Origin of the sequence: Ensifer sp. ENS09 (genome assembly GCF_014852425.1) — a bacterium.
Taxonomy (GTDB): domain Bacteria; phylum Pseudomonadota; class Alphaproteobacteria; order Rhizobiales; family Rhizobiaceae; genus Ensifer.
Genome location: NZ_JACVBP010000002.1, coordinates 863,862 through 879,540 on the forward strand (window position 1 = coordinate 863,862; position 15,679 = coordinate 879,540).

Below are 15,679 nucleotides of genomic sequence, written 5' to 3' on the forward strand. Positions count from 1 at the left end.
CGCAGGTGACAGCCGGGGAATTTTGGCTGGGTTAAGCCTCGGGGTCAGTCGAAGCCGGATCCGCACGGGGGACGGATTTCTCCCCTCCCTGAATCAACCCCTCCAGATCGGCCGCTGCGACTTGTCTCAGCGGAAAAGCTGCAGAATGTTCTGAGCGTCGGAATTGGCGATCTGCAAAGCCTGGATGCCGAGCTGCTCCTGCGACTGCAGGGCCTTCAGCCGTGTCGACGCTTCATTCATTTCGGCATCCACCAGACGACCGACACCCTTGTCGATCGTCGCCATCAGCGTCTGGGCGAAGGTTGTCTGCATGTCGATGCGCGACAGCATCGAGCCAAGTGCTGCGGCGCCATCGATGGTCCGCTGCAGGACGACCTCGATGTATTGGAGATAGGAATCGACCGATTGCGGGTTCGCCGCGATATCGACGTCAAGGAAGTTTCTGCGGGCGATCGGTTCGATGTTCACATCGATGTTGGTGAAGCCGATGAAGGTTCCGGCACCGGATTTCCGATCGGCGGCCGGATCGGACTTTATCAGGATCCCGCCTGACCCGTTGTTCTGGATGATCGTGTCGGGCCGGGTGATGAGCGACTGAAGCACCATCACCATTTCGTCCACCGTCTCGATCTTGCCCGTATCCTTGCCAAGCAGTGCATTGACCTGGTTGCGATCGAAGGCGTGGGTGCTCGGCGCCTCGCCGTTCACCGAAAAATTGAACGACACGACAACGTCCTTGTAGACCTCGAACTGCTCGAAGGTCAGCGTCATCTCCGATCCGCGCGTTCCGAAACCGGCATTGGGCGAAAGCCCTCCGGCACCTCCGGTCGTCGTGTTGATGACCAAGTTGGAGACCTCGACATAGGATCCGTTAAGCCCGGAATTCTGCAGCGTCTTGAAGCCGATCTGATCGATGATCGGCGGATAGGGCTCATAATCGTGCCGGTACGTCTGCACCGTGGCGCCGGTTCCGGCCTGCTCGACCGCATGTTTCAGGACGGCGGCATACTGCGTGTAGTCCGATATCACGCCGTTGGCGCCGGCTCCGAGCACGGTATCGACCGTCGCCCGATCCACGGTGACGCCGATCGTCTTGCCCGTATGCAGCGGCAGGGACAGGCCCTGGGAGGGGCTATCCTTGTCGACGGTGACGTCGAAGGTGATTGTGTCGCCGGGGCTCGCAAAGCTGATCGGTCCGGCAAAATGGAACACGAATTCGCCGGCCTGGCCCGCCCGGTTGTTGTAGTTGCTGTTGGTCGTGTAACCATCGACATCGACCGAGGTCACGAAGCGGATGCCGCCGACCGTTCTCAGATCCCGCGTATCGGCCTGCAGGATGCCGCCGCCGGTGCTGTTGAACAGCGAGGAGTCCCGCAGGAAAAAGTCGGCCGTGTTCAGCGACACGCCGTTTTGGGCGTCTCTCGAAAACGAGGAGGCGACGGAAGTGCGGTTCAGGTCGCTGTCATTGATGTCGGAGACGCTGGTTCTCAGCCAGTTCTGTCCGCTGAAGCTCGCCGAATCCGCGATGCTCAGGATCTGTTGCTTGAGCTGGTCAAGTTCCTTCTGGAGCTTGCCCTTGTCGACGCCGGGCTCCCTCGCCGTCACCAGCCTGGCCTTGAACTCGCTGAGAATATCGGTAACGGCATCCATCGCCGCATAGGCCGTTTCGACCTTGGCCGCTCCAAGCCCGAGCGCGTCCTGAACCGCGGACACGGCCTTGGCGTCGGAGCGCATGGTTGTCGAAATCGACCAATAGGCGGCGTTGTCCGCCGCTGTCTGAATTCTGAGGCCGGAGTTCAGTTGCCCGCGTACCTCGGCCATGCCGGAATTGATCGTGCGCAGAGTCTGGAGCGCAGAAATCGCCCCAGCGTTCGTGAGAATGCTGACCATATTAGTGACATCTTAAAATTGAAAAATGCCCATCATGGGCCGCTGTGATTGTGGCGATACAATCAAATACGTGGTTAACACGGACTTAAGAAACCCGCCTCGACGCGCAAATATTGCGTCGGCGCTTCTGGTCGTTCGCAAAAATTGCGCCCCCTGCCCCGGCCCGTCCCATAGCCGGGGTCAGGCACGCTCGGCGGCAAGCGGCACCGGCTGGGTTACCGGGAACAGGGCTTTCAGGGCGTCGAAGTGCTTTTCCACCAGATGCCAGGAGATCGTCGCGACGATCACGGTGATGGTGCTCATGACGAGGAATGTCATCGGCCCTGCCTTGTAGAGCGCCGGCCACTGCTCCGCGACCAGCCACCAGAGCGCCATATGGTACACATAGGTGGCGTAGCTGACCCGGCTGAGGAAGCGCGTGACGGGGTTTGCCAGGAGATAGGCCGACACGCCCTTGTATCCGATGTAGGAGCTCAGAACGATTGACGCCAGCGCGTAGATGCAAAGCAACTTATAGGTTTCCGAGTGGCCGAACTTGATACCGACGAAGAGGGGCGACGCGATGATGGCGACCGACGCGAGGTTGTTGAGTTTGCTCGTCAGGACCGCCCGCACGTCGGCATTGTCCTTGACCAGCGCGAGGATGGCCCCGGCCGCCACGGGGTCGAAGGCAAGAACGATGTTTGACCAGGCGAGAAGACCGAGCTCGTCGCTATAGGTCCGCGCGATCACCGACATCGTGAAGATGAGGACATAGGCCACGAATATATGCCGCCGGCTCAGGAAGATGATGATCAGCGGAGCGGTCAGGTAGAACTGCTCGACGATGTTGAGGCTCCAGAGATGCGCGGCAACCCAGGGCTCCCAGTCCTGGGTGATGGCGAAATACAGGCTCGACATCTGAAACGTGTGCCACACAAGGCTGTTGCGTATGCCGTCCATGTTGAACAACGCCGCCACGAACAGCATCAGGAACAGCGCCGGAAGCAGGCGGAGCGATCGGCGAATGTAGAAGTTGGTGACGTTGATCGTCGCCTGGGTGTCTTTTGCCGACAGCAGGATCACCCCGATCAAAAAGCCGCTGATGATGAAGAAGAGTGAAACTCGAACCGATTCAAGTGTGGGATGCTCGTTCCAGTAATGAACGTACAATACCCCCGTCATGGCGATCACGCGAAGCCCGTCAATTTGCTCCCGCCTGTCGCCGCGCGCTCCCGTCGCAGCCATTCCTTTGTCCCCGCAGGATATAATACTTAAATTATTTCTACTTAAGAATATCCTTGGAGATTACGCCGCTTCCGCGCACTTGTGAAGAGGAGCGATGTTCTTGATCGACCAGAGGCGATACCTCTTCCGCCGACCCGAAAACAAAAAAGGCCACGGGCGCGGCACGCCCATGGCCTTTGCCAAGGTTTCAAAGCAAGTCCTAGGCTTCCTTGAAGACCTCGTCGCGGTTTCGCCGCATCGACGGCGAGATAGCGACCACGAGCGCCATGACAGCGATCGCAAGCAGAATGGCCGACAGTGGCGATTGCAGGAAGGTCAGCGGGCTGCCGCCGGAGATGATCAGTGACTGGCGCAGCTTCTCCTCGAGCAAGCGGCCGAGCACGAAGCCGAGCGCCAGCGGCGCAGGCTCGAATTCGAGCTTGTAGAGAGCGTAACCGATGATCCCGAACAGGGCGGCCATCATCACCTGGGCGGCATCGTTGGCGATCGAATAGAGGCCGATGCAGCAGAAGCAGACGATCGCCGGAAACAGCAGGCGATAGGGCACGCGCAGCAGCTTCACCCACAGACCGATCAGCGGCAGGTTAATGATGACCAGCATGAGGTTGCCGATCCACATCGAGGCGATGAGCCCCCAGAACAGTTCCGGATTGCGCTCGATCACCTGTGGCCCGGGCACGATGCCCTGGATCATCATCGCGCCGACCATCAGCGTCATCACCGCATTCGGCGGCAGGCCGAGGGTGAGAAGCGGGATGAAGGAGGTCTGCGCGCCGGCATTGTTGGCGCTTTCCGGGCCGGCGACCGCCGCCGGCGCGCCATGGCCGAAGTCCCGCGGCCGCTTCGACATGCGCTTTTCCACCGCATAGCTGGCAAAGGGGCCGAGGATCGCGCCGTTGCCCGGCAGAACGCCAAGGACCGAGCCGAGAAAGGTGCCGCGCAGGATCGGCGGGAAGTTTTCCTTCAGCTCCCTTGGCGTTGACCACAGGCGGCCGATGCGGCTGCGCACGACATCTTGGGATTCCGGGTCGGCAAGGTTCTTGAAGATCTCGCCGAAGCCGAAGATACCCATGGCCAGCACGACGAATTCGATGCCGTCCTGAAGCATCTCAATGCCGAAGGTCATGCGCCCACGGCCCGTCTCCATGTCGGCGCCGACGCAGGAAAGCAGCACGCCGACGAGGATCATCGACACCGCCTTCAGGAGCGAGCCGTGCGCCAGCACGACGGCGAAGACGAGACCCATGATCATCAGCGAGAAATACTCGGTCGGGCCGAAGAGAAGGCCCATGCGCGTCATCGGAACGCCGAGGGCGGCAATCACGATGTGGCAACCGTGCCGGCAAAGAACGAACCGATCGCCGCCAGGCCGAGCACAAGCCCCGCCTGGCCCTTCTGCGCCATCTTGTGACCGTCGATGGCGGTGACGACCGCTGTCGCTTCGCCGGGAATGTTGACGAGGATGGCCGTGGTCGAGCCGCCGTACTGGGCGCCGTAATAGATGCCGGCGAGCATGATCAGCGAGCCGGTCGGATCGAGCGAGAGGGTGACCGGCAGGAGGATTGCGATGGTGGCGACCGGGCCGACGCCCGGCAACACGCCGACCAGCATGCCGATGAGACAGCCGATAAAGCAGAGCGCGATGTTCTGCGGGGTGAACGCCACGGTCATGCCGAGGCCGAGGTCGCCCAATTTGAGACGCGCCATCCGATCGGCACCAAGGCAAGACTTGCGCTCGCGCTGATGATCTACACGACGCAGAGGCGTAGCGACATCGTGCTCTTTGGCAAGCAGCACATATCCAACGGCTGGTTCAATTTCACCCAGTTCAAGAACCGCCGGCACAAACCCGTAAAACTCGCCATCCCAATCCACCCCATCCTCGCCGACATCATCGAAAAGAGCCCGTGCGGAGACCTGACGTTGTTGGTGACCGAGTTTAACAAGCCCTTCACGTCGAACGGTTTCGGCAACTGGTTCCGCAAACGCTGCAACGAAGCGGGGCTGCTTCATTGCTCTGCGCACGGCTTGCGCAAGGCGGCCGCAGCTCGCCTCGCCGATCGCGGCGCAAGTGAACATCAGATCATGTCGATGACCGGTCACACGACCTCGAAAGAGGTCACGCGACACACGAAAGCCGCCCGCCAGATATTGCTGGCAAAGGCGGCTGTGGCTATCTTCGACAACGATGCAATCGACGACTGACACGCGCTCAAAGCGGGAACAAAAGTTTCCACCTTTTTAAGGTGATGTAGATTTTCTAGACGTTTAGGGCGAGAAACCACAATAAAATCAAAGGTTGATTTTAGTGATGGTGCCCGGAGGCGGATTTGAACCACCGACACGCGGATTTTCAATCCGCTGCTCTACCAACTGAGCTATCCGGGCATCCTGCCGTTTCGGGCATCGGCTCCTTTCGGAACCATCGGGGCGCTTGTGTTTGCCCCGGGAACGAGCGGGGTTATAGCATCTTGTTCGGCGGTGTCCAGCGCCAAATGAAAGTTTTTTGACCGAAATCCTGTGGACAATCGAAACGCCGAAAAAGCGAGGAGTTTCAGAGAGATCGCATCCTCTCCCTGGTCCATTTTTCGTGGAAAGTGGCCGTTGGAAGCCGAAAAAGATGATCGTACGCACTCGGTGACGCGCGAGGATCTTCGAGGCGCCGTTCGCGGCAAAGAGGGTGTGGGGAAGGAAAAGCCGGACCGGCGGGTCCGGCCGCAGCGGTAAGCCTAGCGGTCGTCGCCGTCGTCGGCCTTCGCCTCGTCGTCGGCGACCGGAATGGCGTAGGAGCCGGAGAGCCAGCGATTGAGGTCGACGTTGCGGCAGCGGTCGGAGCAGAAGGGATAGTGTTCCCGATGCGACGGCCGGCCACATTCCGGGCACGGGCGCGGTGCGCGCAGGGGCGCGACGTTCGAAGCGCTTTTCTTCGTTTCGTCGGTCACTCGTTCAGCCTTCCAGCCAACGATTGTGCACGTCATAGCCTTCGCCGACAAGCAGGCTGACGGTTTCGTAGAGCGGCAGGCCGACGACGTTGCTGTAGGAGCCGACGAGCTTGACGACGAAGCTGCCGGCGATGCCCTGGATGCCGTAGCCGCCCGCCTTGCCACGCCATTGGCCCGACGCGAGGTAGCTCTCGATATCGAAGCCGGACAGGCGCTTGAAGCGCACCTTGGTGTCGACGACCTTCTGGCGCACGGTCTTGTCCGGAGTGATCAGGCAGACGCCGGTATAGACGCGATGGCTGCGGCCGGAAAGAAGATGCAGCGCGCTCGAGGCCTCGCTGACAAGTTCCGGCTTCGGCAGGATACGGCGGCCAACACAGACGACCGTATCGGCCGCCAGGATGTAGCTTCCGTCCCAGCCGGCCTCGCCTTTGACCGCAGCAAGCGCCGCCCGCGCCTTTTCGGCCGACAGGCGCCGTGCGAGCGAACGTGGATGTTCGGCACGCTTCGGCGTCTCATCGAGATCCATCGGCATCAGGCGCGCGGGCTCGATGCCGGCCTGCGCCAGAAGCTCGACGCGACGCGGCGAACCGGACGCAAGTATCAATTTCTTGGCCACTGTCATCGGAACGAGCCGTCACTCCAGAGCAATTCCAGCAAAATGCGATAGGCGGTTTACGCCTGGAATTGCAATCCAACCAAAGGTTAGAGCGTTTTCGCGATTCGAAGAAGAAGCGGAAATGCTCCAGGAATTGCTAAGAGCCGGAGCGGCTTACTTGAAGCGGTAGGTGATACGGCCCTTGGTAAGGTCGTACGGGGTCATTTCAACGAGAACCTTGTCGCCGGCAAGCACGCGGATGCGGTTCTTGCGCATACGGCCAGCCGTGTGAGCGATAATCTCATGCTCGTTTTCGAGCTTCACGCGGAAGGTCGCATTCGGAAGCAATTCGGTGACCACGCCCGGAAATTCAAGGACTTCTTCTTTCGCCATGTAGGACTGTTCTTTCTATCTTTGTTTAGGGAACCGTCAGGTATCCCGAAAAATTCGCCGGAAACTACACAATCGACGAGGATTTGTGAACCATCTAAGACCGGCTTTTGCGCTTTTGTGACGGGCTACTGTGCCGCGCGTCGGATCAGAAGCGCGAAGCCGCTATAGCACTTCGTACCGCTCCATGTCTCTAGTCTTAAATCGATCGGGATTTAAGCGGGCATGGAAACGTCTTGGGCTGGAACCGCCCGCGGATTTTCGGCAAAGCCTCAGATGTCTTCCGACTTCTTCGAGCCGACCAACCGATGATTGATCAGCGTCGACAGGTGATCGCGTACGGCGCGATAGGCATCGACGATCTGCTCGCGCGTGCCGGCGGCCACCGTCGGATCCGGTGTCGGCCAGTAGACAACGTCGACGGCCATGGAACGCGTCAATTCGAGCGCCTTGTGATGGGCTTCCGGCGCCAGCGTGACGATGAGGTCGAAGTAGTCGTCCTCCAATTCGTCCAGCGTATGTGGCTGATGGCGACCGAGGCCCAGGCCCACTTCGGCCATGACCACGTCGACAAAGGGATCGCGCTCCCCATGCCGCACGCCCGCTGAGGCAACATAGGTTCCGGCCGGCAGCGCCGCCTTGGCAAGCGCCTCGGCCATCGGCGAGCGGATGGCGTTCATGCCGCACATGAAGAGGACCGAGCGGGGCATTTTCAAGCGCTGAGCCTCGGTTCCCGCCATGCCGGTCGCCGCCCTCACCCGCGCCAGTAGAGCACGCAGACGAGCGTGAACAGGCGGCGGGCGGTGTCGAAATCCAGCCGGATCTTGCCGGAGAGGCGATCCATCAGCGTCTGCGAACCTTCATTATGGATGCCACGGCGCCCCATGTCGATCGCCTCGATCTGGCTCGGCGTCGCCGAGCGGATCGCTTCGTAGTAGCTCTCGCAGATCATGAAGTAGTCCTTCACGATCCGGCGGAACGGGGTCAACGACAGGATATGGGTGGCGACATCGTCGCCTTTCTCGGTCGAGATCGCGAAAACCAGCTTCGCATCGACGAGCGAGAGATTGAGCTTGTAGGGGCCGCCAGGATGGCCGGCGGGCTCGAACAGGTTTTCTTCGAGCAAGTCGAAGATCGCAACCGCGCGCTCATGCTCCACATCAGGGGTCGAGCGGCCGATGGTCTCGTCCAGAACGACATCGCAGAGACGCTGGTTGCGGTCCGCCTTCATCCAGCATCACCGAGATTGAGGCGAATAGCGACGGAGCGCGCATGGGCTTCAAGGCCCTCGGATTTTGCCAGCACGATCGCCGCCGGCCCGAGGATCCGCAACTGTTCGGCGTCAAGCCGCAGGATCGACGTGCGCTTCATATAATCGAGCACGCCGAGGCCGGAGGAGAAGCGCGCCGAGCGGGCGGTCGGCAGCACGTGGTTGGAGCCGCCGACATAGTCGCCGATGACCTCGGGCGTATGGCGGCCAACGAAAATCGCGCCGGCATTGCGGATCTTGGCGACCATCGGTTCGGGGTCGGTAAGCGCCAGCTCGAGATGCTCGGCGGCAATACGGTTCGCGAGCGGCACGGCCTCTGCAAGATCGGGCACGAGGATGACGGCGCCAAAATCGCGCCAGCTTGCCGACGCCGTTTCGGCGCGTGGCAGCGTCTTCAATTGCCGCTCGACCGCGTTCTCGACCGCCTGGCCGAATTCCGCATCGTCGGTGATCAGGATCGACTGGGCGCCGACATCGTGCTCGGCCTGGGCGAGCAAATCAGCGGCGATCCAGTCCGGATCGTTGTGCTTGTCGGCAATAACAAGCACTTCGGAGGGTCCGGCGATCATGTCGATACCGACCGTGCCGAAAACCCGGCGCTTGGCCGCAGCCACATAGGCATTGCCTGGGCCGACGATCTTGGCGACCGGCGCAATCGTCTCGGTGCCATAGGCAAGGGCGGCTACGGCCTGCGCGCCGCCGATGCGATAGATTTCCTCGACGCCGGCAAGCCGTGCCGCAGCCAATACTGCCGGATTGATCGCACCGCCCATTGCCGGCACCACCATGACGATGCGGGGAACGCCCGCCACTTTCGCTGGCAGCGCGTTCATCAGCACCGAGCTTGGATAGCTCGCGGTCCCGCCGGGCACATAGAGGCCAACGGCATCGACCGCCGTCCAGCGCGAACCGAGGCCGACGCCCATGGAGTCCTCGTAAATATCGTCCTTCGGGCGCTGGCGGGCATGGTGCGCCTCGATACGGGTGGCGGCGACCTTAAGCGCGCCGAGAACCTCCGGCTCGACTTCCTGGATCGCCGCATCGATCTCGGCGGCGCTGACGGCCATCGGCGTCACCAAGAAATCGACGCCATCAAAACGCTTGGAGTATTCGGCAAGCGCCGCATCGCCGCGCAGCCGCACGTCGTCGATGATCGCCTTGACCACCGCATTGACGTCCTCGGACACCTCACGCTTGGTCGTCAGGAATGACGCGAACTTTTGTTCGAAGTCACCGTCGAGAAAATTGAGCCTGATTGCCAAAGGGGACGTCCTCGTATGCCAGTGTCACATGCCGGTGTGGGCGGGTCGATCAGCGTCAAGCGCCTTCGGGGTGCTTGGGCTTGAAAGCGGTTTCCCACGCCCCGCCAGTATCCGCAAGCTGCGTTTCGATGCATTCGACGTCAAGCGCGATCGAGGCGTCGCCAGCCAGAACCAGCTCCAGCGTGCCTTCCGGCCCCTCGCCCTCCACCGTGAACTTCAGCGTCAGCAGATCGAGCACCGCTTCGCCGTCACGCCGGTCGAAGCCGACGGAACGCACCGCATTCACACGCTTGAAGAGGAGCAGCGCCCGCCGGCGCTCGAAGGAGCGGCGCTTGCCATCGGCCGTTTCCCAGACGAAGCGGTTGACGATGAGCGAAAACTGCTTGCGGCGCGCGTCGTATTCCAGGCCCGAAACCTTGAACACGGCATCCTGGACATGGGCGGAGACGACAGCGAGATCCTCCTCGTCGAGCGCCAGCAGCTTCAATCCGGTCATGCCATCCATTCCTTTCGTTTCGCCGCACATCTTGCCGTGCCACAATTGAAATGGACATAGGATGTTGCGCCTGAAACCGCAACGGTATCAGGCGCAACCGAAGAAATCAGTCGCTGACGCGCTCCACATGCGCACCGCAACGGGTGAGCTTCTCTTCGAGCCGCTCAAAGCCGCGATCGAGGTGGTAGACGCGCGACACCATGGTTTCGCCTTCGGCGGCAAGGCCGGCGATGACGAGCGAGACGGATGCGCGAAGGTCGGTCGCCATGACCGGCGCACCCTTCAGGCGGCTGACACCCTCGATCTTGGCCGTCTGGCCGGAAAGCGAGATCTTGGCGCCGAGACGGGCGAGTTCCTGCACGTGCATGAAGCGGTTTTCGAAGATCGTCTCGGTGATGTGCGAGGTGCCCTTCGCCATCGTCATCAGGCCCATGAACTGCGCCTGCAGGTCGGTCGGGAAGCCCGGGAAGGGATCGGTGACGATATCCACCGGCTTGATGCCGGCGCCATTGCGTACGATGCGGATGCCGCTGTTGGTCTCGGTGATCTCGGCGCCAGCGCGGCGGATCGCTTCGAGAGCCGTGTCGAGCAGGGCCATGTCGGTGTCTTCGAGGATGACGTCGCCGCCGGTCATGGCAACGGCCATGGCATAGGTGCCGGTCTCGATGCGATCCGGCAAGACGCGGTGGCGCGCGCCGGAAAGCGAACGTACGCCTTCAATCGTGATCGTCGGCGTGCCCTGGCCGGTGATCTTGGCGCCCATGGCGTTGAGGCAGTTGGCAAGGTCGACGACTTCAGGCTCGCGCGCGGCGTTGCCGAGCACCGTGGTACCGTTGGCAAGGGTCGCTGCCATCATCAGCACGTGAGTGGCGCCGACCGACACTTTCGGGAAGGTGTAACGCGCGCCGATCAGACCACCGGCGGGCGCCGTCGCGTTGACGTAGCCGCCATCGATCTCGATGTTGGCGGAAAGCGCCTTGAGGCCCTCGATGAAAAGATCGACCGGACGCGTGCCGATGGCGCAGCCGCCCGGCAGCGAAACCCGCGCCTTGCCTTCACGGGCGAGCAGCGGGCCGATGACCCAGAAGCTGGCACGCATCTTCGAGACCAGCTCGTAAGGGGCGGTCGTGTCGACGATGTTGCGGCAGGTGAAGTGGATGGTGCGGGCGTAGCTCTCGCCCTGGCGCTCGCGGCGGCCGTTGACGGAGATATCCGCGCCATGATTGCCGAGGATGCGGATCAGCTGCTCGACGTCGGCCAGATGCGGCACGTTTTCGAGCGTCAGCGTGTCGTCGGTCAGAAGCGACGCAATCATCAGCGGCAGGGCCGCATTCTTGGCGCCCGAAATCGGGATGACGCCATTGAGCTTGTTGCCGCCTACAATCCTGATGCGATCCATGAGGCCTCTCGAACGGGCTTGGCCCGCCTTTCCAAAATAATCCGATGTTGTCTGAAGGCGCCTCTTTAGTGGAGACGCCGCGAAATTAGAAGTACCTTGAACGCCGCGCATCCGTTCAGACGCCTGGCGCTGTAATATTTAGGTCGCTGCACAGCTTTCCCCCGCGATCGGTCCCGATTTACGGACCTGTGCATTCGAACGGCCGATGGCCATGCCGCCGGCAAATTGAAAACGAAGCGGCGGATACCGCTTCCTGCCGGTACTAATCTTGGGATTCGTCCGTTTTTGCGGCAGGAAGACCGCTGACTTCATCAGCAGCGCCGGATCGGCGCGCCCGCATCTGCTGCTTGCGGCGCATGAGGTTGTCGCGCAAGTTCCTGGCAAGACGCGCCTTTTTCAGGTCCGCCTCGGTCGTATCCTTTATCTTTTTCTGGCGCACCTTGCCGTCCGCCTGCCGCTCGTCAGGCGTGGACACGGCCTTGCCGCTTTCTTCGTCGTCTGTTTGCATGCCCATGCCATAGCGCAAAACCAGGGTCTTCGGAAGCGCCAGCGACTTTTCTCACAGCTCTTCACGAAAAACTTCGAAAACCTGCTTGCACTCCCCGCTCAGCTATGGCAATAGCCCCCTCGCTTGATGCGGCTGACACACGAACCGGCCGCCAGATGCTGCTATAGCTCAGGGGTAGAGCACTCCCTTGGTAAGGGAGAGGCCGAGAGTTCAAATCTCTCTAGCAGCACCAGTTTTCTCTCAAGAGATACAATCAGTTATTCGCGTGCGAAGCGCTTCGCAATGCTCCGTCGGTTGCCATCTGCAAGCCGCCTCATCCGAACATTTGACCGCATCATCCGTGGCGGGTCAGTAGCTCACGCCTTACCCTTTTCGGTCCACCGACAGCCGTTCACCTGGTACGTCCTCTGCGCTACACTTCGATTCGGGCGCGCCCACGCCTCCCCCCTCCGATCGGGAAAGCAGATTTCATGCGGGGCCATCCATCATCGAACCGACTGTTCGAGCATTGCGCATAAGGAGGGATTGCGAAGGTTGCTCGCATCAGGAGGTTACCGATGAAACTGACTGCGCCGATCTACCATCTGAAACGCAAGGCGAAACGCCTATGCCGCGGCGAAGCCATCCCGCTCCATGAAGCGCTTGATCGCATTGCCGTTCAGGAGGGCTACTCCACTTGGAGCCTGCTTGCGGCACGACAAACGACTGCCGGCACCGCGGCGAGTATGCTTGCCCCGCTCGCTCCCGGAGATCTCGTGGTCCTCGGCGCACTCCCCGGCCAGGGCAAGACGCTGAAGAGCCTCGAGCTTGCCGTAGAGGCGATGAGGGCCGGCCATCGCGCCTACTTCTTCACACTGGAATATACCGTGACGGACGTCATAGAGCGTTTTGCGACCATCAGGGCCGACTATGGCCGGTTTGCCCCGCTGTTCGAGATCGATTGCTCCGACACGATCAGCGCCGACCATATCGTCGGTAAGCTGTCCAAGGCCGATCCCGGCACGCTGGTGGTCGTCGATTACCTCCAGCTTCTCGATCAGCGGCGTGAAAACCCCGCGCTTGGCGATCAGGTGCGCAAATTGAGGGCATTCGCGCGGCAACGCGGGCTGATCATCATCTTCATCTCGCAGATCGATCGATCCTTCGAAGCCGCCGTGAAACCACTTCCGGACCTGGACGATATCCGGATGCCGAACCCCGTTGATCTCCGGCTTTTCGACAAGGCCTACTTCTTGAACAAGGGCGAAGCGAGGCTACTGGCGATAAACTGAAACAAGAGCCTGCCTCGCTGACACCCGGAACGTATTTCCCGATGCTGCGTTATCGTTTCAAAGGCAGCAACGCGGAGGCTTCTCAATGAAAGGTATTGTTCTCTGGCTTATGGGCGTGCCGCTCATCGTCATCATCCTTCTCTACATGTTCGTATTCTAGAGAAGAAAAATGCAACGGCAGGTTGGCGCCTTAACGCAACCTTAAGATTCCACTGCCAGATTTGACATTGCGATGATGGACAATCGCAACATCTTTGATCCCCTTTTGAAACCGGCTTCTGCCGGTTTCTTTTTTTGTTCCGCTCAGCACGTGGCGTCGTTTGACTTAGGCGTTACTTGGCGGTCAGACCTTAACCGCCTGCTCAACGAAATCCTGCGAGCCAAAGAACTTGAGGTAGCGCTCGACCTCGGCCGGGTCACCGGTCGCCTTGCGCGGATTGTCGGAGAGTTTTACAGCCGGCCGGCCATCCGCCTCGCTGACCTTGCAAACGATCGAGATCGGACTGAGGCCGCTGATTTCCGTCGGCGCGCAACCGGCAAAATCATTGGTAAGGTTGGTGCCCCAGCCGAAGCTCATGCGCACGCGCCCCTCGAAGTGGCGGTACGTCTCGATGATGGTGTCGACGTCGAGACCATCGGAGAAGATCAGCAGCTTTTCCCGAGGATCCCGTCCCATCTTCTTCCACCAGGCGACGATTTTTTCGCCACCTTCGATCGGCGGCGCGCTGTCCGGCCGAAAGCCCGTCCAGTCCGCCACCCATTTCGGCGCGTCACGCAGGAACGCCGCTGTGCCGAAGGCATCAGGCAGCACGATCAGGAGATTGCCGCCATAGAGTTGGTTCCAGTCCTGCAGCACCTTGTAGGGGGCGGCGGCCAGTTCCTTGTCGTTGCGGGCAAGGGCTGCGGCCACCATCGGCAATTCGTGTGCGTTGGTGCCAAGCGCTTCCAGATCGTTGTCCATGGCGAGCAACACGTTGCTGGTACCGGAGAACGAGCTTCCGATTCCTTCCTTCAGCGCCTCGACGCACCAGCGCTGCCAAAGGAAGCTGTGGCGGCGGCGCGTGCCGAAATCGGAGATCCTGAGGTTAGGATACTGCCGCAGCCGCTCGACTTTGGACCACATCTTGGCCTTGGCGCGGGCATAGAGCACATCGAGGGTAAAGGGACCGAGGCCCTTCATCGCCGAGCGCGAGCGCAGCTCGTTGATGATCGCCAGCGCCGGGATCTCCCACATGGTGGTCTCCGCCCAGCGGCCGCGGAAGGTCAGCTCGAACTGGCCGTCGCTGCGTTTCAGCTCATAATCCGGCAGGCGGAACTTGGCTAGCCAGGCGAGAAACTCCGGCGAGAAGATCTGCTTGCGGCCATAGAAGGTATTACCCGCAAGCCAGATCATTTCCTTCTTGGAAAAACGCAACTCGCGTGCGTGATCGAGCTGCTCGCGCAGTTCCTGCTCGTCGATCTCGTCGGCGAGCCGCACCGTCTTCGTGCGGTTGATCAGCGAGAAGGTCGCATCGACATCCGGATAGAGCTGCCAGATCATCTGCAGCATCAGGAGCTTGTAAAAATCCGTGTCCAGCAGGCTGCGTACGATCGGGTCGAGTTTCCAGGCATGATTGTAGACGCGCCTGGCGATATCGGTCTTCGTCATCGGTGAAATTGCTCCTTCCTCTTAGGCGAGGCTAGATCATCCCGGCTAGTTCAGCTCGACGCCGGCATCACGCATACGCGTCACCATGGCATGAAGCGAGCCGTTGAGGTCGATGCCCCGACAGGCATCGAGAACGACCGTGGTCGAGAATCCCTGCGCCACCGCGTCGAGCGCGGAGAAGGCGACGCAGAAATCGGTCGCGAGCCCGCAGAGCGTCACCTTTTTGATACCGCGGTCCCTGAGATAGCCGGAAAGTCCGGTCGGCGTCCGGCGGTCGTTTTCAAAGAAGGCGGAATAGCTGTCGATTTGCGCGCGGAAACCCTTGCGGATCAAAAGTTCGGCGCGGGTCCATTCGAGCGCCGGATGGAAATCGGCACCGGCGCTGCCCTGTACGCAATGATCCGGCCAGAGCGTCTGCGCACCGTAGGGCATGGCGATCATTTCGAAGGGATTTTTGCCGGCATGGCTGGAGGCGAAGCTCGAGTGGCCGGCCGGATGCCAGTCCTGGGTCAGAACCACATGCTCGAAGCGACCCATCAGGCCGTTGATCATCGGCACGATCTCGTCGCCACCTGCCACACCGAGCGCGCCGCCCGGGCAGAAATCGTTCTGCACATCCACGACGATCAACGCTTTATCCGCCATCATTCACCTCTTGGCCGATCAACTGGTTATCGATCACCAAAATCGATTTAAGTCCAAGATCAATCACAGAATTTGAGCGACGACAAGCCAGTTCCGCAGGCTTCGAGGAACAGGAGGATAGATAAGCAAAAAG

Annotated in this window: 15 protein-coding genes, 2 tRNA genes and 1 pseudogene; 3 read left to right on the forward strand and 15 right to left on the reverse strand. The window is 60.8% G+C overall.

What is annotated here, in order from left to right; translation table 11 throughout:
- Window positions 1-126: 126 nt before the first annotated feature.
- The 3 genes and pseudogenes from IB267_RS12335 to IB267_RS12345 form a co-directional block, all read right to left on the reverse strand.
- Window positions 127-1,890 carry a flagellin gene (locus IB267_RS12335; RefSeq protein WP_192447880.1) on the reverse strand — a complete coding sequence of 588 codons (1,764 nt, stop codon included), beginning with the start codon at window positions 1,888-1,890 and terminating at the stop codon, window positions 127-129.
- A 180-nt stretch (window positions 1,891-2,070) separates the two neighbouring features.
- A complete protein-coding gene (locus IB267_RS12340; RefSeq protein WP_192447881.1) occupies window positions 2,071-3,117 on the reverse strand; it encodes an acyltransferase in 1,047 nt (348 codons plus the stop codon).
- Window positions 3,118-3,316: 199 nt separating this feature from the next.
- Window positions 3,317-4,824 (reverse strand): annotated as a pseudogene (locus tag IB267_RS12345) (tripartite tricarboxylate transporter permease).
- A gap of 36 nt (window positions 4,825-4,860) precedes the next feature.
- On the opposite strand from IB267_RS12345, the gene IB267_RS12350 reads away from it, so the two are divergent.
- Window positions 4,861-5,322, forward strand: coding sequence for a tyrosine-type recombinase/integrase (locus tag IB267_RS12350; RefSeq protein ID WP_192447882.1), 462 nt, complete (start codon window positions 4,861-4,863; stop codon window positions 5,320-5,322).
- A gap of 107 nt (window positions 5,323-5,429) precedes the next feature.
- Here the strand turns inward: IB267_RS12350 and IB267_RS12355 are convergent.
- From IB267_RS12355 to IB267_RS12400, 10 genes are all read right to left on the reverse strand, one after another.
- Window positions 5,430-5,505, reverse strand: a tRNA-Phe gene (locus tag IB267_RS12355).
- 341 nt (window positions 5,506-5,846) lie between these two features.
- Window positions 5,847-6,059, reverse strand: coding sequence for a DNA gyrase inhibitor YacG (yacG, locus tag IB267_RS12360; RefSeq protein WP_034797000.1), 213 nt, complete (start codon window positions 6,057-6,059; stop codon window positions 5,847-5,849).
- A gap of 4 nt (window positions 6,060-6,063) precedes the next feature.
- Entirely contained in the window at window positions 6,064-6,684 is a 621-nt protein-coding gene (locus IB267_RS12365) for a Maf-like protein (RefSeq protein WP_034797002.1), read from the reverse strand.
- A 147-nt stretch (window positions 6,685-6,831) separates the two neighbouring features.
- Window positions 6,832-7,050, reverse strand: coding sequence for a translation initiation factor IF-1 (gene infA / locus IB267_RS12370; RefSeq protein ID WP_004435948.1), 219 nt, complete (start codon window positions 7,048-7,050; stop codon window positions 6,832-6,834).
- Between the two features lie 269 nt (window positions 7,051-7,319).
- A complete protein-coding gene (locus IB267_RS12375) occupies window positions 7,320-7,787 on the reverse strand; it encodes a low molecular weight phosphatase family protein (RefSeq protein ID WP_192447883.1) in 468 nt (155 codons plus the stop codon).
- Window positions 7,788-7,801: 14 nt separating this feature from the next.
- Window positions 7,802-8,278 carry a UPF0262 family protein gene (locus IB267_RS12380; protein WP_192447884.1) on the reverse strand — a complete coding sequence of 159 codons (477 nt, stop codon included), beginning with the start codon at window positions 8,276-8,278 and terminating at the stop codon, window positions 7,802-7,804.
- Complete coding sequence (gene hisD, locus IB267_RS12385) at window positions 8,275-9,579, reverse strand: histidinol dehydrogenase (RefSeq protein ID WP_192447885.1); 1,305 nt, start codon at window positions 9,577-9,579, stop codon at window positions 8,275-8,277. Before hisD ends, IB267_RS12380 begins: the two co-directional genes overlap by 4 nt.
- Window positions 9,580-9,634: 55 nt before the next feature.
- A complete protein-coding gene (locus IB267_RS12390; protein WP_043613197.1) occupies window positions 9,635-10,075 on the reverse strand; it encodes a DUF2948 family protein in 441 nt (146 codons plus the stop codon).
- Between the two features lie 106 nt (window positions 10,076-10,181).
- The gene (gene murA / locus IB267_RS12395) at window positions 10,182-11,474 is read right to left on the reverse strand and encodes a UDP-N-acetylglucosamine 1-carboxyvinyltransferase (RefSeq protein WP_192447886.1); all 1,293 of its coding nucleotides are present in this window, start codon (window positions 11,472-11,474) and stop codon (window positions 10,182-10,184) included.
- 262 nt (window positions 11,475-11,736) lie between these two features.
- Window positions 11,737-11,988, reverse strand: coding sequence for a hypothetical protein (locus IB267_RS12400; protein ID WP_210335871.1), 252 nt, complete (start codon window positions 11,986-11,988; stop codon window positions 11,737-11,739).
- 151 nt (window positions 11,989-12,139) lie between these two features.
- Between IB267_RS12400 and IB267_RS12405 the strand changes: the two genes are divergently transcribed.
- Together IB267_RS12405 and IB267_RS12410 are read left to right on the forward strand one after the other, a co-directional pair.
- Window positions 12,140-12,214 (forward strand) — tRNA-Thr (locus IB267_RS12405).
- A 325-nt stretch (window positions 12,215-12,539) separates the two neighbouring features.
- Complete coding sequence (locus IB267_RS12410; protein ID WP_192447887.1) at window positions 12,540-13,253, forward strand: DNA helicase; 714 nt, start codon at window positions 12,540-12,542, stop codon at window positions 13,251-13,253.
- A 343-nt stretch (window positions 13,254-13,596) separates the two neighbouring features.
- Here the strand turns inward: IB267_RS12410 and pncB are convergent, their stop codons facing one another.
- The gene (gene pncB / locus IB267_RS12415; RefSeq protein WP_034797014.1) at window positions 13,597-14,901 is read right to left on the reverse strand and encodes a nicotinate phosphoribosyltransferase; all 1,305 of its coding nucleotides are present in this window, start codon (window positions 14,899-14,901) and stop codon (window positions 13,597-13,599) included.
- A gap of 45 nt (window positions 14,902-14,946) precedes the next feature.
- Window positions 14,947-15,546, reverse strand: coding sequence for a bifunctional nicotinamidase/pyrazinamidase (pncA, locus tag IB267_RS12420; protein ID WP_192448312.1), 600 nt, complete (start codon window positions 15,544-15,546; stop codon window positions 14,947-14,949).
- Window positions 15,547-15,679 lie beyond the last annotated feature (133 nt).